At 73.8% G+C, this 19,522-nt stretch carries 17 protein-coding genes; 7 read left to right on the top strand and 10 right to left on the bottom strand.

From position 1 onward, the window contains the following. The first annotated feature begins 68 nt into the window (after positions 1–68). Positions 69–464, top strand: a complete 396-nt coding sequence (locus tag IF43_RS0126120) for a hypothetical protein (protein ID WP_030205320.1) — start codon at positions 69–71, stop codon at positions 462–464. Positions 465–543: 79 nt separating this feature from the next. Here the strand turns inward: IF43_RS0126120 and IF43_RS0126125 are convergent, their stop codons facing one another. Beyond that, positions 544–3,486 (bottom strand): BTAD domain-containing putative transcriptional regulator, encoded by a 2,943-nt coding sequence (locus IF43_RS0126125; RefSeq protein WP_158939497.1) that lies wholly within the window; start codon positions 3,484–3,486, stop codon positions 544–546. Between the two features lie 282 nt (positions 3,487–3,768). Between IF43_RS0126125 and IF43_RS0126130 the strand changes: the two genes are divergently transcribed. Then, positions 3,769–4,245, top strand: a complete 477-nt coding sequence (locus tag IF43_RS0126130; protein WP_030205327.1) for a phospholipase — start codon at positions 3,769–3,771, stop codon at positions 4,243–4,245. A gap of 67 nt (positions 4,246–4,312) precedes the next feature. Here the strand turns inward: IF43_RS0126130 and IF43_RS0126135 are convergent, their stop codons facing one another. Continuing rightward, a complete protein-coding gene (locus IF43_RS0126135; RefSeq protein ID WP_030205331.1) occupies positions 4,313–6,589 on the bottom strand; it encodes a DPP IV N-terminal domain-containing protein in 2,277 nt (758 codons plus the stop codon). 86 nt (positions 6,590–6,675) lie between these two features. Continuing rightward, entirely contained in the window at positions 6,676–7,347 is a 672-nt protein-coding gene (locus IF43_RS0126140; RefSeq protein WP_030205332.1) for a DUF4097 family beta strand repeat-containing protein, read from the bottom strand. A gap of 245 nt (positions 7,348–7,592) precedes the next feature. On the opposite strand from IF43_RS0126140, the gene IF43_RS0126145 reads away from it, so the two are divergent. The 4 genes from IF43_RS0126145 to IF43_RS0126160 all read left to right on the top strand — a co-directional run bounded on the left by IF43_RS0126145 (position 7,593) and on the right by IF43_RS0126160 (position 10,616). Next, positions 7,593–8,399 (top strand): helix-turn-helix domain-containing protein, encoded by an 807-nt coding sequence (locus IF43_RS0126145; RefSeq protein ID WP_030205343.1) that lies wholly within the window; start codon positions 7,593–7,595, stop codon positions 8,397–8,399. Between the two features lie 18 nt (positions 8,400–8,417). Beyond that, positions 8,418–9,005 (top strand): histidine phosphatase family protein, encoded by a 588-nt coding sequence (locus IF43_RS0126150; RefSeq protein ID WP_030205347.1) that lies wholly within the window; start codon positions 8,418–8,420, stop codon positions 9,003–9,005. Between the two features lie 98 nt (positions 9,006–9,103). Next, on the top strand, positions 9,104–9,847 hold the full coding sequence (locus tag IF43_RS36915) for an HNH endonuclease (protein WP_037890100.1): 744 nt from the start codon (positions 9,104–9,106) through the stop codon (positions 9,845–9,847). A gap of 229 nt (positions 9,848–10,076) precedes the next feature. Then, complete coding sequence (locus tag IF43_RS0126160) at positions 10,077–10,616, top strand: carboxymuconolactone decarboxylase family protein (RefSeq protein ID WP_078910466.1); 540 nt, start codon at positions 10,077–10,079, stop codon at positions 10,614–10,616. 40 nt (positions 10,617–10,656) lie between these two features. On the opposite strand, the gene IF43_RS0126165 is transcribed toward IF43_RS0126160, so the two are convergent. From IF43_RS0126165 to IF43_RS0126180, 4 genes are all read right to left on the bottom strand, one after another. Continuing rightward, the gene (locus IF43_RS0126165; RefSeq protein WP_030205358.1) at positions 10,657–11,073 is read right to left on the bottom strand and encodes a hypothetical protein; all 417 of its coding nucleotides are present in this window, start codon (positions 11,071–11,073) and stop codon (positions 10,657–10,659) included. Between the two features lie 82 nt (positions 11,074–11,155). After that, positions 11,156–11,740: a hypothetical protein gene (locus IF43_RS36920; protein ID WP_051796178.1), complete on the bottom strand. Its 585-nt coding sequence runs from the start codon at positions 11,738–11,740 to the stop codon at positions 11,156–11,158. Then, entirely contained in the window at positions 11,737–12,111 is a 375-nt protein-coding gene (locus tag IF43_RS0126175; RefSeq protein ID WP_030205366.1) for a PadR family transcriptional regulator, read from the bottom strand. The genes IF43_RS36920 and IF43_RS0126175 overlap by 4 nt, the downstream gene beginning before the upstream one ends. 198 nt (positions 12,112–12,309) lie before the next feature. After that, a complete protein-coding gene (locus tag IF43_RS0126180) occupies positions 12,310–13,692 on the bottom strand; it encodes a cytochrome P450 (RefSeq protein WP_051796181.1) in 1,383 nt (460 codons plus the stop codon). Positions 13,693–13,940: 248 nt separating this feature from the next. Between IF43_RS0126180 and IF43_RS0126185 the strand changes: the two genes are divergently transcribed. Next, positions 13,941–15,299: a cytochrome P450 gene (locus tag IF43_RS0126185; protein WP_030205389.1), complete on the top strand. Its 1,359-nt coding sequence runs from the start codon at positions 13,941–13,943 to the stop codon at positions 15,297–15,299. A gap of 85 nt (positions 15,300–15,384) precedes the next feature. Here the strand turns inward: IF43_RS0126185 and IF43_RS38310 are convergent, their stop codons facing one another. From IF43_RS38310 to IF43_RS0126200, 3 genes are all read right to left on the bottom strand, one after another. Further along, entirely contained in the window at positions 15,385–17,256 is a 1,872-nt protein-coding gene (locus tag IF43_RS38310; RefSeq protein ID WP_051796184.1) for an FG-GAP-like repeat-containing protein, read from the bottom strand. Positions 17,257–17,551: 295 nt separating this feature from the next. Continuing rightward, positions 17,552–18,661 (bottom strand): selina-4(15),7(11)-diene synthase, encoded by a 1,110-nt coding sequence (locus tag IF43_RS0126195; RefSeq protein ID WP_030205396.1) that lies wholly within the window; start codon positions 18,659–18,661, stop codon positions 17,552–17,554. A gap of 251 nt (positions 18,662–18,912) precedes the next feature. After that, the gene (locus IF43_RS0126200) at positions 18,913–19,344 is read right to left on the bottom strand and encodes a VOC family protein (RefSeq protein ID WP_030205397.1); all 432 of its coding nucleotides are present in this window, start codon (positions 19,342–19,344) and stop codon (positions 18,913–18,915) included. Positions 19,345–19,522: the final 178 nt, after the last annotated feature.

The raw sequence follows: 19,522 nt of genomic DNA on the forward strand, positions 1-19,522 counted from the left end.
GCTTCGTAGCGTCCTTCCCGTCGCCCCGGCCCGGAGGCGACGACCTGGACTCGACGAGGAGACCACGCATGCGTAGCACCCGCACCGTTCTGGCCGGCATCCTCTGCTCCGTGGCCGCGGCCGTGGCACTGACGGCAGGGTCGACCGGTCAGGCGGCGGCGAGCGAGCTGCCCGCGGCACCGGCCGTCGTGACCGGCCTGGCGGAGGAGGTCCCGTGGACCCCGCCGCACCCGGCCCCGCAGGGCGGCGAGGGCACGGAGGGCACGACCGCCGCGAACGGTACGAACGGCACGGACGACGAGGTCCCGTGGACCCCGCCCCACCCCGCCCCCAAGGGCACCGAGGGCGCGAACGGCACGACCGCCGCGAACGGCACGAACGGCACGGACGACGAGGTCCCGTGGACCCCGCCCCACCCCGCCCCGAACGGCACCGACGGCGACGTCGCCCCCCGGCTCGCCTGAAGCCGTCCCCCGGCACCGGCCGGGGGACACGGTGGGGAGGCCCGGACCGCGTACGGCGGCTCCGGGCCTCCCCGCGCCGTCAGGTCTCCAGGACGCGGACCAGGTCCGGCGGCGTGACCGGACCGGCCGCCGCGCTGACCACCAGCAGGGCGCGGTCCAGCCGGTCCCGCCAGACCGGGGCCCGCAGTTCGTCGAAGACCGCACGGGCGGACTCCAGCCGGAAGGCGGCCTCGGGCCCACCCCGTACGGCGAGGGCGAAACCGAGGTCGGACTCGATCCGGGCCCGCAGGAACCGGTCCGAGACCTCCTCCGCCAGCACCAGCGCCTCCAGCAGCACCGTCTCGGCGCCCGGCCAGTCGCCCCGGCGCCAGCGGGCCTCGCCGATGCCGCGCAGGGCGTGGGCCTCGCCGAGCCGGTCGCCGTCCTCGCGGGTCAGCTCCAGCACCGTGAGGCAGTTGCGCTCCGCGCCCTCGGGGTCGCCGAGCCGCAGCAGCGCCTCGGCCAGCCGGTAGGTGTTCTGGGTCTCGCCGCGGACGCTGCCCGCCGCCCGGCTCTTGGCGATGGCCTCGTCGCACAGCGCGATGCCCTCGGCGATGTTGCCGCGCTCGAGCTCGAGCTGGGCGAGCAGGCCGAGCGCGTGGGACTCGCCCGCGGTGTCGCCCACCGTCCGGAAGCCCTCCAGGGCCTCCCGGGCGTCGCGGGTCGCCTCGTCCAGGTCGCCGGAGAAGCGGGCGCACAGGGCCAGGTTGCGCAGGGTGACGGCGCGGCCGTGCACCTCCCCGACCGTGTCGAAGAGCGTCAGGCTGCGCAGCAGCAGGGGGCGCGCCTGCGGGTAGCGGCGCTGGTAGATGGCCAGGGTGGCCAGCGAGCGCGTCATCGACGCCTCGCCGAGCGTGTCGCCCGTACGCGCGGCCGCGGCCAGCGCCTGCTCGGCGCAGGTGCGCCAGTCCTCCAGGTAGTTGTGGGCCTCGAAGAGGGTGGTGCTGTTGAGGGTCAGCCCCCAGGCGTAGCCGGCGGAGCCGTCGCAGGCGGCCGCCTGGGTGACGACGTCGACGAGGGCGGCCCGCTCGGACTCGAACCAGTCCATCGGGTCGTCGAGGAGCTCGTCGACGAGGTCGGCCGGCAGCGGGACCTGGTTCACCCGGCCGTAGGTCACGGCGTGGGAGCCGCCGTACGTGCGTTCGCGCGCCGCGTCGGCCAGGTGCAGCCAGGCGGCGTACGCCCGTTCCAGGGCGGCCATCCGCTCGTCCTCGTCGTCCTCGGCCTGGGCGCGTTCCCATGCGAAGAGCCGCAGCAGGTCCTGGAAGCGGTACCGGGGGGCGGGGCCCACGGCGGCCGACACCTCGAGGAGCTGGGCGTCGACGAGCTGCTCGATGAGGTCCTCGGCGTCGACCGGCTCCGCGTCGATGAGGGCCGCGCCGACCCAGGCCGCGAAGTCGGACACGTTGAGCAGGCCGAGCCGGCGGTAGAGCTGCCGGGCGGCCGGCGAGAGGTCGCGGTAGCTGAGCCGGAACCCGGCCCGTACCCCGCCCTCGCCGGGGCTGAGTTCGTCCAGCCTCCGGCGCTGGTTCTCCAGCCGGGTGACGAGGTTGCGCACGGACCAGTGGGGCTTGGCCGCGAGGCGCGCGCCGGCGATGCGCAGGGCCAGCGGCAGCCGGTCGCAGAGCTCGCCCAGCCGTTCGGTGGCGGCGGGGTTCGCGGCGATCCGGTCGGCGCCGGCGACCTCGGCGAGCAGGGCGGTGGCCTCCCGGGCGGTCATCGTGTTCAGCGCGATGCGCAGCACGGCGTAGTCGCCGATCAGGTCGTCCATGAGGTCGCGGCCGGTGATGACCACGCAGCAGCGGCCGTTGCCGGGCAGCAGGGGCCGGATCTGCCGGAACGAGCGGGCGTTGTCGAGGACGATCAGGACCCGCTTTCCGCCGAGGACGCTGCGGTAGAGGGCGGCGCGGTCGCCGGGGTCGGCCGGGATCTGCGGGGCCGGCACGCCGAGGTCGCGCAGGAACCGGTCCAGGGTGATGGCCGGCGCCACGGGCTCGTAGGTCTCGTCGTAGCCGCGCAGGTCGGTGTACAGCTGGCCGTCGGGGAAGCGGGCGGCGATCTGGTTGGCCCACTGCAGGGCGAGGGCGGTCTTGCCGACGCCCCCTATGCCGCTGATGGCGGCCATGGTCAGCGGCGACTGCCCCAGGCGTTCGTCCAGCATCCGGTCGAGGGCGCTGAGCTCCTGGGCGCGGCCGGTGAAGGAGGCGGAGGCGGCCGGCAACTGGGCGGCGATGTGGGGGGCGGGCGCCGGTGCGGGGTCGGCGGGCGGCTGCGTCAGCTCCGGCGAGTCGCTGAGCACGAGGTCGTGAAGGCTCTGCAGGACGGGGCCGGGCTCGATGCCCAGTTCCTCGGACAGCAGCCGGCGTCCCTCGCGGTAGAGGGCGAGCGCGTCGGCGCGGCGGCCGGAGCGGTAGTGGGCGAGCATCAGGTGGGCGCGGGCCTGCTCGCGCAGCGGGTGCTCCTTGACCAGGGCGTGGAGCTCCGGGATGAGGACGCGGTGCCGGCCGAGCTGGAGCCGCAGTCCGGCGTACTCCTCGTGGACGTCCAGGCGCAGCTCCTCCAGCCGGGCCGCCTCCTGTTCGACGCGGGGGCCGGTGACCCCCTCCAGGGCGCGGCCGCGCCACAGGGAGAGGGCCTCGGCGTACGCGTCGCAGGCCTCGGGGTTCTTGCCGCTGCGGGCCAGCTCGCGGGCCTGGCGCACGGCCTCGTCGAACGCGGCGGCGTCGATGCGGTGCTCCAGGGGGTGCAGGACGTACCCCGGGTGCGCGGTGCTGATCAGCGAGCCGGCGTCCTTGAAGGCCTTGCGCAGGCCCGCGACGCAGATGGCGATCTGGTTGCGGGCCGTGGTCGGCGCCCCGGCGGGCCAGACGGCGTCGATGAGGCTGTCGACGGACACGATCCGGCCGGGCGCCAGCAGGAGCATGGTCAGGACGGTCCGCTGGCGCGCTCCGCCCAAATGGACCGACGTTCCGTCAATGTGCACGTCCAGTGGTCCTAAGAGCCTGAATACGACCTCTCGCACCGTTGCGATCCCCCCGTGTATGCGTGTGCGTCCTCCCCCGACGCACCCGCCCATGTGACCAGTTACCGGTCAGTAGATCCACTGGAGCGATCTCGCGCGACTTTGCCGGTTCCACGTCGGGAGAACGTCCGGGACGCAAGAAGATTCCGTATAGCCGCATAAGGGTTCGGTAATATTTCGGCCTTCCAGTCTGGGCGCATCGGCGCGGGGGCCCTCCCGGCGCCACCCGTTGGAGGGATTCTGATGCGCCGTCGACTCACCGCCGTCTCCGCCACCCTCGCGGCCGGCGTCGTCGCCCTTGCCACCCCGGCCTCTGCGGCCCCGGCCGACAAGCCCCAGGTGCTGAGCAGTTGGACGCAGACCAGCGCGGCCAGCTACAGCGCGTGGGCGACGGCCCGCGCCCACCAGGGCGACTGGTCCGCCTACGGGTTCGACTGGTCGACCGACTACTGCTCGTCCTCCCCGGACAACCCGTTCGGGTTCCCCTTCCAGACGTCCTGCGCCCGCCACGACTTCGGGTACCGCAACTACAAGGCGGCCGGCTCCTTCAGCGCGAACAAGGCGCGGCTCGACGACGCCCTGTACGCCGACCTCAAGCGGGTCTGCGCCGCGTACTCGGGCGTGAAGAAGGCCTCGTGCGACTCGACCGCCTGGACCTATTACCAGGCCGTGAAGGCCTTCGGCAACACGGCTGCCGTGGACGGCGGCGCCGCCGCCTGACCGCGACGCGCCGCGGCCCCCGCAGCCCCCGGTGGTCCGGGGCGGCGGGGGCTGCGGCACGTCGCGGTCAGGCGAACAGCTCGGCGAGGAGCTCGGGGCCGACGGGGACGGGAGCGGGCCGGTGGGCGGGAGGCCGTACGCCCGCGAGTTCCCGCACCAGGAAGTCCCAGCAGCGCGTGCGGACGTAGGCGATGTGGTCGATGAAGGTGTGCTCGGCACCCGGGACGACCAGCAGCTCGAAGTCCTTGCCGGCGGCGATCAGGCGGTCGGCCAGGCGCAGCGTCTGGTCCGGGTGGACCTGGTCGTCCATCTCCCCGTGGACCAGGAGCAGCTTGCCGGCCAGGCGGTCGGCGAGCTCGAGGTTGGAGGTGCGGGCCCAGGCCTCGGGCCGGTCCGCGCCGTCGTAGGCCTCCACGAAGCCGAGGCTGAAGCGGGGGGCGTCGTGCGAGCCGGAGAGGGCGACCCCGACCTTGAAGACCCCGGGGTGGTCGAGCATCGCGCGGGCGGCGGCGTAGCCGCCTCCGGAGTGGCCGAGGACGCCCGTCCGGTCCAGGTCCATCCACGGTCGGGTCCGGGCCAGTTGACGCAGGGCCGCGACGTGGTCGTCGAGGTTGCCGGCGTCGGCCAGTCGACCGTAGGAGGCGTCGTGGAAGGCCTTGTCCCGGCCCGGGGTGCCCCGGCCGTCGAGGGCCACGACCACGAAGCCGAGCGCGGCGAGGGGTTCGGCGTCCAGGCCCAACCCGCCGGGGTCGAAGCACGGGGCGACCCGGTTGACCTGCGGGCCGGGGTAGACGTTGTCCACCACCGGGTAGCGCCGGCCGGGGTCGAAGCCGCGCGGCTTGTAGAGCACGCCGTAGACGTCCGTCACGCCGTCGGCGGCCTTGACGCGGAAGCGCTCGGGGGCGGTCCAGCCGGTGGCGACCAGTGCGGTGACGTCGGCGCGTTCGAGCTCGACCAGCACGCGACCGGTGCGGTCGCGGACCGTCGTCACGGGAGGGGTGTCGACGGTGGAGGCGGAGTCGACGAAGTACGCCCCGCCGGGCGCCGTGGTCACCACGTGGTCCAGGTCGTCGTCCGTGAGCCGCGCGAAGCCCGAGCCGTCCAGGCCGACCCGGCAGACCGTGCGCCGGTAGGGGTCCCCCTCGACCAGCCCGGACGCCGTGAACCACAGCACCCGCTCGGCCTCGTCGACGTGCAGGATCCGGCGGACCGCCCAGGGTCCCGAGGTGACCCGTCCGAGCAGGGCGCCGGTGTGCAGGTCGTAGCGGTACAGGTGGCCCCAGCCGTCGCGCTGCGAGTACCAGAGCACCTCGTCGGCCAACACCTGCACGATCGGCTGCTCGTACGCGAACTGGTTGGGCTCCACCCGCGTGGGCCCGCTCTCGGCGAGCACGGTGGTGACCTCGCCGGTGACCGGGTCCATCCGGTGCAGGGTGAGGGTGCGCAGGTCGCGCGGCCGGTCGAGGTAGTACACCGCCGAACCGTCCTGCGCCCACCACGCCCACCCGAGGGTGATCGGCGACATCACGGGCATGAGGAGCGGTTCGGCCCGCCCGCGGACCGCCGCGCCCCCGACGGCGTCCAGGACGACCAGCTCGGCCTGCGGCACGTGCGCGTCGCCGGGGTGGGCGAACCGCTGGGTGTGCAGGCGGGGTGCGCCGCCGTCGGCGGGTCGGGCCTCGATCAGGTGGGTCTCGCGAACGGCGCGTTCGTCGGTCCGGTGGGCCAGCACCTTCGTCGAGTCGGGCGACCAGGCCACCGCGGGCGGCAGGTGCGGCAGGCCGAACTTCCGCAGCAGGGTGGCGTTGGCCGTGCACTCGGGGCCGTAGCCGTACCCGTGAGCGGGCGCGCCGTCGGTGGTCAGGGCCCACTCGCGGCCGTCGGCGAGCGAACGCACCCACAGGTCGTGGCCCCGCCGCGACACGGCCAGCCTGCCGTCGGGGGACGGCACCTCCAGCGGGCCGGCCGGCGGTGCTGCCTCGGCTCGCTCGCAGGCGTAGTCGGCCAGGCCGCAGCGCCAGTACGCGCCGAACGCCGCGAACTCCACGCCGTCGCCGGCGAGCACGACGGCCGCGAACGGCAGGGCCTCGGGGTCGACCGGCCGGCCGCAGGCCGCGGCGAGCGCGGCCGCCAGCCGGGGGTGGTCGAAGGCCGGCTCACGGGTGCCGGCCGCCGGGTCGGCGCGTACGAAGCGCTTGCCGGTGGGGGTGCTCACCGCGTACCAGAAGCGGGCGCCGGCGTCGGTCCACTGCGGCCTGACCCGGTCGCCGACCACGAGCTCGCCGGGGCGGGCGGGGCGGCGCAGCAGCAGTTCGGCGGCCTGGTAGTCCTCGGTGGTGCTCATCGCGTTCGTCCGTCCTCGGTCTCGGTGGCGGGTGTGGTGGTGCGGCGCCGGGGCGGCGCCGCCGGGTCGGGGGTGGGGGCCGCTGCTCAGAGGCTGCGGGCGGTGATGTCGCCGTAGGAGGTGGTGGCGTGGATGTTCAGTGCGGCGGCGGCGCCGTCGGTGTTGCTGAGGGTGTTGTGGATGCGGCCGTAGGCGGTGCCGGCGTCGAGGGTGGCGGAGACGCCGCGGGCGGCGCCGACCTCGATGCGGCCGTGCTCGGTGCGCAGGGTGACCGTGCCGGCGACGGCCTCGGTGATGCGCAGGTCGCCCTTCTGCGTGGTGATGTCGGCCGGGCCGGCGAGGCGGCCGACGGTGACGTCGCCGGCCTGCAGGGCGAGGCGGGCGCCGGCGGTCTCGTCGAGCTTGACGGTGGCCTGCGCGGCCCGGAAGGCCACGTCGCCCAGCCGTCCGACGCCGCGGAGTTCGGCGGCGGCCGCCGTCGCCTCCACGTGGGAGCCGGCCGGCAGCTGCACCGTCACCTCGACCGCACCCGAGTTGCCCAGCACCCGGTTCCCGCCCTCGGCGGCCACGATCCGCAGGACGCCGTCGGCGTAGCGGACCCCGACCTGCTCGGCCGCCTTCACGTCCCGGCCCTTGGCGGCGTCCGCGGGCAGGACCTCCACCACGGTGTCCACACGGTCGGCGGCGATGAACCGGATGCGACCGGCCGGGACGTCGACGACGGCGGAGACGGGGGCGGCGGTGGCGAACTTCTGCATGACGTTTCTCCTTCTCGGGCGGCGGGGGCCTTGTTGCCCTCGCCGTTTCTGATGAGCGAAACGCTACGTTGCATTCAAGGATCAGGCAACGTATTCGTTGCAAGACATAGGGGTTTACGCAGGTCAGAGGCACAATTTCATTGCAACGACCCTGCCGACTAATGCAACAACCTTCCGACCGACGTTGCAATGACCTGAAGGTGAAGGCTAAGCTGGGACCACCACGCAGCACGAAGGAGACCGCGATGCCGGGAGGCAGACTCACCCAGCAGGAACGCCAGCAGATCGCGCTGGGGCTGGCCGACGGCCTCGCCTACGCGGAGATCGCCAGGCGCCTCGACCGCCCGACCTCGACCGTCACGCGCGAGGTGATGCGCAACGGCGGCCCCACCGGCTACCGCGCCGACCTCGCCCACCGCGCCACCGAACACCGCGCCCAGCGCCGCAGGCAGGCCGAGCCGCGGGAGCCGGGCACGGCCCCGCGGGCCGACGGACGCGACGCCGCCGAGGTGCGCGCGTACGAGGAGGTGTTCACCACCGTGCTCATGGCGTCCGGCGTGCCCAAGATGATGGCCCGGGTACTGGCCTGTCTCTGCACCACGGACTCCGGCAGCCTCACCGCCTCCGAACTCGTCCAGCGCCTCCGGGTGAGCCCGGCGTCCATCTCGAAGGCGGTGGCGTTCCTCGAGGAACAGGGCCTGGTCCGCCGGGAACGCGACGAACGCCGCCGCGACCGGTACGTCGTGGACGACGACATCTGGTACCGGTCGATGATGGCCAGCGCCCGCTCCACGGCCCAACTCGTCGAGACCGCGCGGCAGGGCGTCGGCGTGCTCGGCCACGGCACCCCGGCCGGCACCCGCTTCGAGAACATCGCCCGCTTCCTCGACTTCGTCTCCGAGAGCATCGTGCGCGCCGCGGAACAGGCCCGCGACGTCCTCTCCGCCAAGCCCGGGACCGACGCCGAACGGCCGCACCGGACCGACGCCGAACGGCCGCCCGGGACCGACGCCGAACGGCCGCACGGGACGGGCACCCCGGACGGCGACTGACCGGTAGCGTGCGCAGGCATGGGGGAACTCATCGTGATCAGGCACGGCCAGACGGAGTGGAGCCTGTCGGGCCGGCACGCCGGCCGGACCGACGTGGGGCTGACCGGCGCGGGCGAGGCGGCGGCCAGGGCCCTGGCCCCGAGGCTGGCCGGCCGCCCGCTGGCGGCCGTGTTCAGCAGCCCGCTGAGCCGCGCCGTGCGAACGGCGGAGCTGGCCGGCCTGACCGGCGCCCGGCCCGATCCGGACCTGCTGGAATGGGACTACGGCGGCTACGAGGGCCTGACCGCCGAGCAGATCAGGGAGTCGAGGCCGGGCTGGGACCTCTGGCGGGACGGCGTCGTTCCCGGCGACTCCGAGCATCCCGGCGAGCAGCTCCAGCAGGTGGCCGCGCGCACGGACGCGGTGCTCGACCGCGTCCGGCCGCTGCTGGCCGAGGGCGATGTCGCCGTCGTCGCGCACGGCCACCTCGCCCGCATCCTCACCGTCCGCTGGCTCGGCCTCGACGCGTCCGCGAGCCGACTGCTCGGCCACCCGCATCCGGGCACCCTCAGCTTCCTGGCCACCGAGGACGGCCAACCGGTCGTCTCCGCCTGGAACGTCCCGTAGCCCGAGCCCGCTGCGGGTCCGCGCCCGGTCACGGCGCGACGCCGTCTGTCAGTGCCTCCCATACGGTCCCCCAGGGGGGCCGGGACGGGGGAGGGGGCGTGGTGGACAGGATCCGTCGCGGTGAGCGGGGCAAGCAGCAGACCTGGCAGTGGCTCATGGTCCTGCTGGCGCATCGGGGCCTGTGCGTCTACTGCGGTCGTCGCCCCGCCACCACGATCGACCACGAAAGACCCGTCGTCGACGACGGGGCGGACGTCTGGTGGAACTTCGTCCCTGCCTGCGAGGACTGCAACCGCTGGAAGAAGGGCCGCAGCGCGAAGCGTTGGGTGGTCGACATGGACCTGCACCACAGGTATCCGAAGGCGGGCTTCGCCACGCGCGCCATGCCACCCAGGATCTACGCCGGCATCACGAGGCGCGTCGAGCGCGTGCAGCGGGAGATAGCGGACGCGGACCGCCGCGAGTGGTTCCGGCTGCACTACGGGCGCGAGAAGCACCGGAACAAGACCGAGCTGTTCACGATCCTCGACCGTTGCAGGGCGGAGCTGCGGGGCTACCCGCACCATCCCTGGCGGACGCCGACGCTCGGCACGTCGGACAAGGTCTGCACGCGCCTCATCTGCTGCGGTTACCGGCATCCGCAGGCGGAGTACCTGGTGGCCTTCCTGGCTCCGGAGGAGCGCACGGCCTTCCGGCGGGCCGTCTTCAACGAGCGTGCCCATGAGGGCGACGTACTCGGGCGACTCGTCCGGGAGTACCTCGCCGGCCGCGAGCGTGACCGCAACCAGGACGCCGCTCCGCTCAGTGGTCGAAGTGGAGCTCGGGTCGGGTCCAGAGGGTGAGGTCGCTGCTGGTGGCGACCGCCAGGGTCAGGCCGGAGGGAGAGAACCCGGCCGCGCGGAGTTCCGAGTAATCGGAGTGGAGGACGTGCCACCACGACCCTCCAGCAGGGCCCTTGTGGGCACTGACCGGGCGCAAGGCGCAGGGCGCAGGGCTGTCACATCGGCGGGGCGGGGTCCGTCAGTGGGGTGAGAGCACGACGCAGAGCCCGGAGGAATCGAAATGAGCGACATGACCGACGCCACGCGGACCACCGCCCCCACCCACGCGGCCGACACCCACGCCATCACCACCCGCGCCGCCGAATCGCGGCTGCCGAACCCGGCGCGGCTCGTGCCCGAGCTGGGGGCCGTGGCCGGGGCGCTGTACAAGGCCGTGACCAACGGTTCGGTCGCCAAGACGACCGTCGACCTGATGCAGCTGCGCGCCGGGCAGATCGTCGGCAACACCTACCTGACCGTGATGCACACCGACAGCCTCCGCAAGGGCGGCGTCACCGAGGAGCGCATCACCGCGGTCGCCTCGTGGCGGGACGCGCCGTACTTCAGCGAGGCCGAGTCGGTCGCACTGGAGCTGGTGGAGGCGGTGCTGGTGGGCGGCGGCCGCGGCGAGCGGGTGCCGGACGCGCTCTACGAGCGGGCCGCGGAGGTCTACGACGAGACCGCGCTCACCACGCTGGCGCTGGCCATCGGCCAGGTCAACTTCTTCATCCCGCTGGCCCTGATCGGCAAGCCCCTCCCCGGCCTGAAGCCGTCCGAGCAGTGGCGCTGAGGCGCGCGGCCCGCACCGGCCCGGGAGCACCCGCCCCGGCTCAGCGGGCGGCTGCGGGCTGCGGGGCTCCGGGGGACAGGACGCGGCGGAGGCCCTTGAGCAGGGGCTCGCGCGGGGCCAGGGTCTGCTCGGACCGGTGCATGAGGCGGGCCGGGTGGATGCGCAGGACGGCGGTCAGGCCGCCGCGGTTCTGGTCGAGGGTGACCAGCCACGTGCCGTCTGTGGTGAGGTACGCGGTGCGGGCCGGGGCATCGCCGGGACGACCGGCGGCGGCCATCCAGTCGGGGACGAACGTGCGGGCCAGTTCCTCGGCGAGCTCGGCCGCGCCCTCCGGGCCGCCGTCGACGGGGTCGCTGAAGTAGAGGGACATGTGGGTGGACGCCACCGTCCGCATGTCGACGAGGTGGGTCTCGTTGCGGCGTTCCTCGACGAGGACGTGCCAGTTCGTGCCGGTCATGGCGCGACCGTATGCAGGGAGCCCTTCCGGGACAACGGACTTGAGCTTCTTCTGCGGTACGCCGGGCCCGGCCGCCGCGCGGTCAGCGGCGGGCGGCCCGCAGCAGGGCGACGGCGCCCAGGATCGGTACGAGCAGCGAGGTCGCGGCGATCACGAGGAGTTCCACCGCGCCGAGGCGGCCGCCGGCGAGCAGGAACGCCCCCAGGAGCAGGGCGACGGGGACGGCCGCGCAGGCGGCGGTGGCGATCACCTTGGGGCGGGTGCCCCAGTGGCCGGAGGTCCACAGCAGGACCAGACCGGCGATCAGGGCCAGGGTGCCGACGTAGGAGTTGAGCAGGACCAGGATGCCGGCGCCGGCGAGCAGGCCGACGGTCAGGCGGGTGCGCGTGCCGTGTCCGGCGGGGGCCGCCGGGGCGGTGGCGGGGGCCGCCGGGGCGGTGGCGGGGACGGGCGGCTCCTCGGCGAGGGCGGAGGCGGCGACCGTGCGGGGGTCGCCGAGTTCGGCGAGCACTTGGCGCAGGCGGTCCTCGTCGTCGGTCTCGCTGACCTCGATGTGCTCGCGCAGGTCGGCGAGGAGCTCGGCGCGGCGGTCGACGGGCAGGACGGCCGTCTCGCGCTCGACGGCGGCGAGGTAGGCGGTCACCAGCGGGTTCTCGATGGCGTTCATGCGGAATCCCCCTGCGGGTCGTGGAGAAAGTGGTCGACGGCGTCCCGGAACAGCGGCCACGCCTGGGTGAACTCGGCGAGGGCCGCCCGGCCCACGGCCGTGAGGGTGTAGTACCGGCGCGGCGGGCCGCTGTGGGACTCGCGCAGCTCGGTGTCGACGTACCCCTCGCGGCGCAGCCGCGACAGCAGGGGGTAGATCGTGCCCTGACTGGTGGTCATGACGCTGACCTCGGAGAGCTCGGTGAGGAGCTCCACGCCGTAGCGCGGGCGGTCCCTCATGAGCGCGAGGACGCAGTACTCCAGCACCCCCTTGCGGAGCTGGCTGGGGACCCGGCCTCCCTCCGCCTCATTCTTTGCGATACCAGGAACCATGTAATGCAAGATAGCCGGACGGCCGTGTCCCCTGCAAGGCGGTCGGCGAGCGACGCGGTCGGCCTGCGCGCGGGCACCGCTCGCCGGTGCCGGACCGGATCGGCCGGTACGAGGGCTCGATCCGGTCCGGCATCACTCAGGGGGCACTCGTCGGACGGACACGGCCGACCGGCCGACCGGCCCGTCCGAAGAACGAACCTAGCGGCGGCGGAACCAGCCCCAGCGCCGCCGCTCCTCGCGGACCGGGGCGGCCTCGTGCCGTACCTGCGGCGCGGCGGTCGGCGGCGCGGCGGCGGCCGGCGCCTGCCGGCCCTGCTGCGGGGTGAAGCGCACCGGCAGGCCGGTCAGGCGGCGGGACATCCAGGTGCCGACGACCTGGAGGTCGTCCTCCCCGACGGCCAGCCGTACGTCCGGCAGCCGCTCCAGCAGCAGGTCGACGCCGGCCTCCGCGATGGCACGCCCGAGGTCCTGGCCGGGGCATTCGTGCGCGCCGGCGCCGAAGGCCAGGTGCGAGCGGTTGCCCCACATCGGCTCCGTGAGGTCGGAGCGGATCGCCGGGTCCACGTTGCCGGCCGCCAGGCCGAGCATCACCATGTCGCCGGCCGCGATCCGGGCGCCGCCGAGGTGGGTGTCGGCCTTCGCCCAGCGGGTGGGCACGACGGCGAGCGGGGGGTGGTCCCACAGGACCTGCTCCAGCGCGTCCGGCAGGGTCATCTGGCCGCCCGAGAGGTGCCCGCGGAAGCGGCCGTCGGTCAGCACCATGCGCAGGGCGCTGGCGACCAGGTTGGTGGTGGGCTCCAGGGCGGCGACCAGGGCCAGGCGCAGGTGCTCGCGCACCTCCTCGTCGGTCAGCCCGGCGGGGTGGACCAGCAGCCAGCTGGCGAGGTCGTCGCCCGGCTGCCGCCGCTTGAGTTCGACCAGGTCGCGCATCATGTCGACGATCACCTGGTTGCTCTGCGCGGCCGACGGGCCGCCGCTGATCATGTCGGCCACCGCGGCGCCGGCCGGGAGGGCGTCCTCCTCGCGCATGCCGAACAGCTGGCCTATGACCAGGGCCGGCAGCTTCCGGGAGAAGTCGGCCACGAGGTCGGCCCGCCCGGTGGGGGCGAAGTCGTCGATGAGGCGGGTCGCGTAGCGCGTCAGGTACCGGCGCATCCGGTGGCGGTTGACGCGCTCCAGGCTCTCGGTGACGGCCTCGCGCAGCCGGGCGTGCTCGGCGCCCTCGGTCAGCGCGACCAGGGGCTGCCAGGCGGTGATGGGCAGCAGGGGCGAGTCCGCCGGCAGCGTGCCCTCCCGGAAGGCGTGCCAGTTGCGGGAGTCGGAGGAGTACAGCGGAGAGCGCAGCACCTCGAGGGCCTCCTGGTAGCCGAGCACCAGCCAGGCAGGTACGCCGCCGTAGAGGAGCACGGGGGCCACGGCCCCGTGCTCGGCGCGCAGTTGCTCGTAGAAGGCGTAGGGCTGGGCCTCGGCCTCCGGACCGTACACCGGGCGCGGGCCGCGGGCGGGGGCGTGGGCGACGGGGCAGCGCGGGGGCGCCGCGGCCTCACGGGGGGCGGTCTGGTCGTAGGGCGGGGTGGTCACGTGGCCTCCGGGCAGCGGCGGGGATCGCGGATGCGCGCCCGCACTGAGGGTGATGATCGTTCAGCACCGCGCAGCCTACTGTCGAAGGCCGCCCCCGGGGACAGGGCCCCGCGCCAACTACCGTACGGGGGCGGGTGACCCGCTCCCCGCGGCGGCCGCCCCGCGATCGGAAGCAGGGCCGCCGCCCCGTACCGGGGCCGACCAGGGGATCATGTTCGACGCACCCCCACGGGAAGGAACCGATCCGCATGACGCACGTCGCCGGGCCGCGGCCCCACACCTCCGTCCCCCGCGTACCGGGCGGCCTTCCGCTGCTGGGCCACGCGCTGGCCCTGTGGCGCGACCCGCTGGGCTTCCTGTCGTCGCTGCGCCGGCACGGTGACCTGGTGCGCGTGGACTTGGGGACGCTGCCGATGTACGTCGCGACCACACCGGAACTGGTCCATGAAGTGACGGTTCGCCAGGCCGGTTCGTTCGAGAAGGGACGTTTCTTCGACCGGCTGCGCCCCCTGGCCGGGAACGGCCTGGCCAACTCCGACGGCGAGCTGCACCGCAAGCACCGCCGCATGATCCAGCCGATGTTCTCCCGCGACCGCATCGCGGGGTACTCGGAGACGATGAGCGCCAACGCACAGGCGCTGGCGGACTCCTGGGCCCCGGGGGACGTGGTCGACCTGGAGCCGGCCATGGCGGGGTACGCCGTCGAGACGCTGGCCCGGACCCTGTTCTCCACCGACATCGGCCTGCCGGCCGTCGAGGCGGTGCGCACGAACCTGCCGGTCCTGCTGACCAACCTCCTCGTACGCGCCGCCTCCCCCACGGTGCTGGACCGCTTGCCGATCCCGGCGAACCGCCGCTTCGACCGGGCGGCGGCCAGCCTGCGCGCGGTCATCGACGAGGTGGTGGCCACCTCGCGCGCGGCCGGACCCACCGGACACGACGACCTGCTGTCCCTGCTCCTGGCCGCCAACGACCCGGAGGGCGGCTCCGGGCTGACGGACGTGCAGGTGCGCGACGAGCTGGCGACCATCCTGTTCGCCGGCGCGGAGACCACGGCCGCGACGCTCGCCTGGACCTTCCACGAGCTGGGCGCCCGCCCGGACGTCGAGGCGGAACTGGTCGCCGAGATAGGGCGGGTGGTCGGCGAGGGCCCGGTGACCGCCGCGCACGTGCCGGAACTGAAGGGCATCCGGCGCGTGATCGACGAGGTGATCCGGCTGCACGGCGTCACGCTCCTGATGCGGCGCACGACCGAGCCGGTGACGCTGGGCGGCACCGCGCTGCCGACCGGCACCGAGGTGGCCTTCAGCCTGTACGCCCTGCACCGCGACCCGGAGCTGTACGCGGACGCCGACCGGTTCGACCCGGACCGGTGGCTGCCGGAGCGGCTGGCGGAGGGGCCCGGCCGGCAGGCGTACATCCCGTTCGGGGCGGGCAACCGCAAGTGCATCGGCGACCTGTTCGTGTGGACCGAGGCCACCATCGCGATCGCCACGATCCTGCGCCAGTGGCGGCTGGAGCCCGTGCCCGGCCACACACCGCGGGAGGTCGCCTCGGCCGTCGCGCACGCCGACCGCGTCCCCATGACCGTCGCCGCCCGGACCTGAGCCGCCTCCTTCGGACCCCCGCCGGTCAGGCCCGAGCCCGTGGTCGAGCCCCCCAGCAGGAGCGGGGGGCTCGACCAGGTGGGGCTCAGAGGCAGCCCGGACCGGCGGCGGGGTTGGTGCAGGTGTTGCGGCCGGGGCCGCCGTTGTTGGTGTTGGTGCCGGTGCCGCCGTCGAGACGGTCGTTGCCCGCTTCGCCGAAGAGGGCGTCGTTCCCGGCGTTGCCGTTGATGGTGTCGTTGTTGTCGCCGCCGAGCAGGGTGTCGTTGTCGTCGTTGCCCATGATGAGGTCGTTGCCGGAGCCGCCTTCGACACGGTCGTCGCCCGTGCCGCCGGAGACGGTGTCGTTGCCCGGCCCGGCGCACACGAGGTCGTCACCACCGAGGCCGTTGACCGTGTCGTTGCCCCGGAGCGCGAAGATCACGTCGTTGCCGGGGGTTCCGACGAGGTTGTCCGCGTGATTCGTCCCGACGATGGTGGGGGTGGCGTTGGCGCAGCTCAGGGGGTTCACGACCTGGTTCACGGTGTTGCTGGTGGACGGTGCGTAGGTGCCGTTCCCGCCGTACTCGGCGGTGATCGGGTGGGTGCCCACCGTGAGGGCGGAGGTCGTGAACGTCGCCCTACCCGTTCCGTCGAGGGTGTCGGTGCCCAGGGTGGTGGCGCCGTCCTTGAACGTGACGGTGCCGGTCGGGGTGCCCTGGGCCCCGGTCACCGTGGCGGTGAAGGTCACCGGCTGACCGACGGCGGACGGGTTGAGTGACGAGACCAACGCGGTGTTCGAGGCCGCCCTGACCGCCAGCAGCACCGACACGTCGTTGCCGTTGGCGTTCGCGGTGACCAGGTCGAGGAGGGCGTCGCCGTTGAGGTCGGCCACCGCCAGTCCCGTCGGGGCGTCGCCGGCGGGGTGGTCGTCGGCCGTGCCGAAGGTGCCGGAGCCGTTGTTCGGGAGTACCGACACGCTGTCGCCGAGCTCGTTCGTGACGGCGAGATCCAGGGCTCCGTCACCGTCGAGGTCGGCCATGGCCACGGTGAACGGCGCGTCGCCGACCGGGTAGGGCGTGGCGGTGCCGAACGTCCCGGAGCCGGTGTTCAGCAGGACCGAGACGGTGTCGGCGTCGAGGTCCGCGGTGGCCAGGTCGGGACGGCCGTCGCCGTTGACGTCGCCCACGGCCACCGAGAACGGGTTGTCGCCCACCGGGTAGGCCACGGCCGCGGCGAACGTACCGTCCCCGTTGCCCAGCAGCACCGACACGCTGTCGCTCACCGAGTTCGCCACGGCGAGGTCCGCATCGCCGTCGCCGTCGAGGTTTCCCACCGCCACCCAGAAGGGGTTCTGGCCCACGGCGTAGTCCACGGCCGCGGCGAACCCGCCGCTCCCATCGCCCAGCAGCACCGACACGTTGTTGCTGCCGGCGTTCGCGACGGCCAGGTCGGGGTTGCCGTCGCCGTTGAAGTCGCCCACCGCCACCGAGACCGGCACGTCGCCCACGGAGAAGTTCGTCGGCGTGCCGAACGCACCGGCCCCGTTGCCCAGCAGCACCGAGACGTTGTCGTCCACCGCGTTCGCCACGACGAGGTCCAGGTCACCGTCGCCGTTCACGTCCGCCACGGCCACCGATACCGGCAGGGCGCCCACGTCGAAGTTCGTGGCGGTCGCGAACGCCCCCGCACCCGTGTTCAGGAGGACCGACACGTCGTCGCTGCCGGGGTTCGCGGTGACGAGGTCGAGGGAGCCGTCGCCGTTGAAGTCGCCCGTGGCCACCGACTGCGGCGCGTTGCCCACCGGGTAGTTGACCGGCGGGGCGAAGTCCTGGGCGTACGCCGCGGGGGCGCCGAGCACCCCGGTGAGGAACAGCGCGGCGGTCGCGCCGGCCAGGAGGCGTCGGCGTCGGGCGGCGGGTCCTCCGCCCCGGGCACGGCCCGCGGTGGGGGTGGCAGCGCAGCAGGCGGGCTGGTTCATCAGGCGGCACCTTCGCATTTCACGGCCCGGAAGCCGTCTCGAGGGAGCGGACGCACCGCCCCGCAGGGCCCGGCACGTGGACATCGGCGGCGCGGGTGGTAGGCGGATCCCGCCGCCGCTCCCGCTGCCCGGCCGGGCAGCACTCTCGCACCGTCGAGCGGCCGCGCCGTCCGGTGCGGCCGCGCCCGCGCCGGAAAGACCACTCGGAAGGCGCCCTCACACCGCCGTCCGGGCGGCCCTCGCCCCCGGCGTCGCACACGGCCGCCGTCCGCTTCCTCCAGTCAGGGCCCGCCCCTCACTTGACCCGGACGAGTCCACCGCGGCGCGGACGCTGCGTGGGCAGGAGCGCGGCCCGGAACGGCGCGGCCGGCAGGACGTCCCACCACCAGGCGATCGTGTCGATGCCCAGCGGCTCGGGGCGGTCGTCCGTGGGGCTGTCGCAGAACCCGGTCGGCAGGCCCGCCGGGTCGTCGGGGGTGGTGTAGCGGACGGAGCTGATGCCCCAGTCCTGGGAGCCCCGCACGAAGGAACGCAGGCCCGCCACGTATTGGCGCAGTTGCGGGCTGCCGGTCTCGGCGAGGTGGTCGGTCACGCGGACGAAGTGGGACAGCACCCGGTCCCGCTGGGCGACGGCGGTGACCATGGCCTTCTCGTGGTCGAGCCCCTCGGCCTCCAGGACCCGCAGCACGTTGAGGTAGTAGCCGCGCGCGGTCCGGCGCTCCTTGTGGTCGGAGAGGATGTCGTTGTCCCAGGTGATGACGAACGAGGCCATCTCCTCGGCGGCACGGACGGCGCGGTGGTCGCGCTCGTGCGGCTGGAGCTCGTACCCGTGGGCCATCTCCAGCAGGGGGAACACGACGGTGGTCGCCCCGTCGTACAGCCGCATCAGGGTGTAGTCGGAGAGGCTGGGCACCGTGCCCGCACTGCGGTGCGAGGCCTCCCAGACCACGGAGAAGGCGTACTCGCGCAGGCAGGCGACCCAGCGCGCCGCCTGGCCCGCGGTGCCCTGGCGGTCGACCCGGGTGCGCAGATCGCGCAGCGCGTCGGCGAGGGGATCGTCGGGCAGGAGCGGCGCGTCAGGGGCCTGGGCCACCCGCAGCAGCCGGTGCAGGATCCCGGTGAGTTCGCCCGGCATCCGGCCGAGGTCGCTCTCCTCGCAGACCCCGTCGTCCAGGCCGAACAGCCACATGACGAAGTCGGCCAGCGTCTGGACGACTTCCCTGCGGCCGTGCGGGACGACGCGCGCGGCGAAGGTGCCGATCCCGTGCCGCACGAGCCGGTGGCGCAGCTCGTCCGACCCGATCCTGTGGGCCTCGGCCCAGTCGGCCGTCCGCAGGTCGATGGCGGCGTGCTCGGGGTGGATCGCCGGCGGTATGGGGGAGAAGAGCGGCGGAACAGCGGTCACGGGCGGGCCTCCTCTGTCACGGGCACCCGGCCCGACGCCGATGCGGCGTGAACCGGATGTACCCGTTCCTGCACATCGACTCGTGATCATCCGGCATGGACATGGCCAATTCCAGTAGGACGATCCACCCATACACCGCACTCGCACACGTTGTGCCGCCGCAAATCCGGGCGGTCATCCGGAGACGGGAGCGCAGCCCGACCCGGCGACGGGGCCCGGCGCCCGGGCCCGAGCCGGGCCGGATCCCGTGCTCAGGCGGGGAGGTTGAGCTGCCAGGAGACGCCGAAGCGGTCGTTGACCCACGCGAACTTAGGGCTGAAACCGTACGAGTCGGGTGGCATCAAGGTCGCGCCGCCACCTTCGGTGAGGCCTGCGTAGAGCCGGTCGAGTTCCGCCTCCGAGTCGCACCGGACGAAGAGGGAGACGGCCGGGGTGAAGCCGAACTCGTGGTGGGCAGGGCTGTCGATGCACATGAACTGCTGGCCTGCCAGGGCGAAGGTGGCGTGCTGGACGGTGCCCTCCTTGCCGTGGCCGGGGGTGTCCGGACCGTAGCGGGTGATGTCGAGGACCTCGGCGTCGTCGAAGAGCGAGAGGTAGTAGGTCATGGCCTCTTCGGCCTGCCCCTCGAACATCAGGAAGGTGGTGATCTTCTGAGGGGTGAACTTCGGAGTACTGGACGTCATCTTCGTGAGCGTAGGGCCCCCACCAGCCCGCACCCGCCAACCCGACCGGTGGGGCGCAGCGCTCGCGGGCGGCCCCTGCCCAGCCCCCACCAACCCGCACCCGCCACCCGAACCGGAGGGGCGTAGCGATCGTGGGCGGCGTATGCCCAGCCCCCACCGGACCCGGAAGCCGCCACCT

Source organism: Streptomyces sp. NRRL S-87 (assembly GCF_000719335.1).
Taxonomy (GTDB): domain Bacteria; phylum Actinomycetota; class Actinomycetes; order Streptomycetales; family Streptomycetaceae; genus Streptomyces.

Bases quoted from the DNA above. Each gene is read 5' to 3' on its own strand.
- IF43_RS0126120 (WP_030205320.1), top strand. From the start codon at position 69: ATGCGTAGCACCCGCACCGTTCTGGCCGGCATCCTCTGCTCCGTGGCC.
- IF43_RS0126130 (WP_030205327.1), top strand. From the start codon at position 3,769: ATGCGCCGTCGACTCACCGCCGTCTCCGCCACCCTCGCGGCCGGCGTC.
- IF43_RS0126135 (WP_030205331.1), bottom strand. From the start codon at position 6,589: ATGAGCACCACCGAGGACTACCAGGCCGCCGAACTGCTGCTGCGCCGC.
- IF43_RS0126140 (WP_030205332.1), bottom strand. From the start codon at position 7,347: ATGCAGAAGTTCGCCACCGCCGCCCCCGTCTCCGCCGTCGTCGACGTC.
- IF43_RS0126145 (WP_030205343.1), top strand. From the start codon at position 7,593: ATGCCGGGAGGCAGACTCACCCAGCAGGAACGCCAGCAGATCGCGCTG.
- IF43_RS0126150 (WP_030205347.1), top strand. From the start codon at position 8,418: ATGGGGGAACTCATCGTGATCAGGCACGGCCAGACGGAGTGGAGCCTG.
- IF43_RS0126160 (WP_078910466.1), top strand. From the start codon at position 10,077: ATGACCGACGCCACGCGGACCACCGCCCCCACCCACGCGGCCGACACC.
- IF43_RS0126165 (WP_030205358.1), bottom strand. From the start codon at position 11,073: ATGACCGGCACGAACTGGCACGTCCTCGTCGAGGAACGCCGCAACGAG.
- IF43_RS36920 (WP_051796178.1), bottom strand. From the start codon at position 11,740: ATGAACGCCATCGAGAACCCGCTGGTGACCGCCTACCTCGCCGCCGTC.
- IF43_RS0126175 (WP_030205366.1), bottom strand. From the start codon at position 12,111: ATGGTTCCTGGTATCGCAAAGAATGAGGCGGAGGGAGGCCGGGTCCCC.
- IF43_RS0126185 (WP_030205389.1), top strand. From the start codon at position 13,941: ATGACGCACGTCGCCGGGCCGCGGCCCCACACCTCCGTCCCCCGCGTA.
- IF43_RS38310 (WP_051796184.1), bottom strand. From the start codon at position 17,256: ATGAACCAGCCCGCCTGCTGCGCTGCCACCCCCACCGCGGGCCGTGCC.
- IF43_RS0126200 (WP_030205397.1), bottom strand. From the start codon at position 19,344: ATGACGTCCAGTACTCCGAAGTTCACCCCTCAGAAGATCACCACCTTC.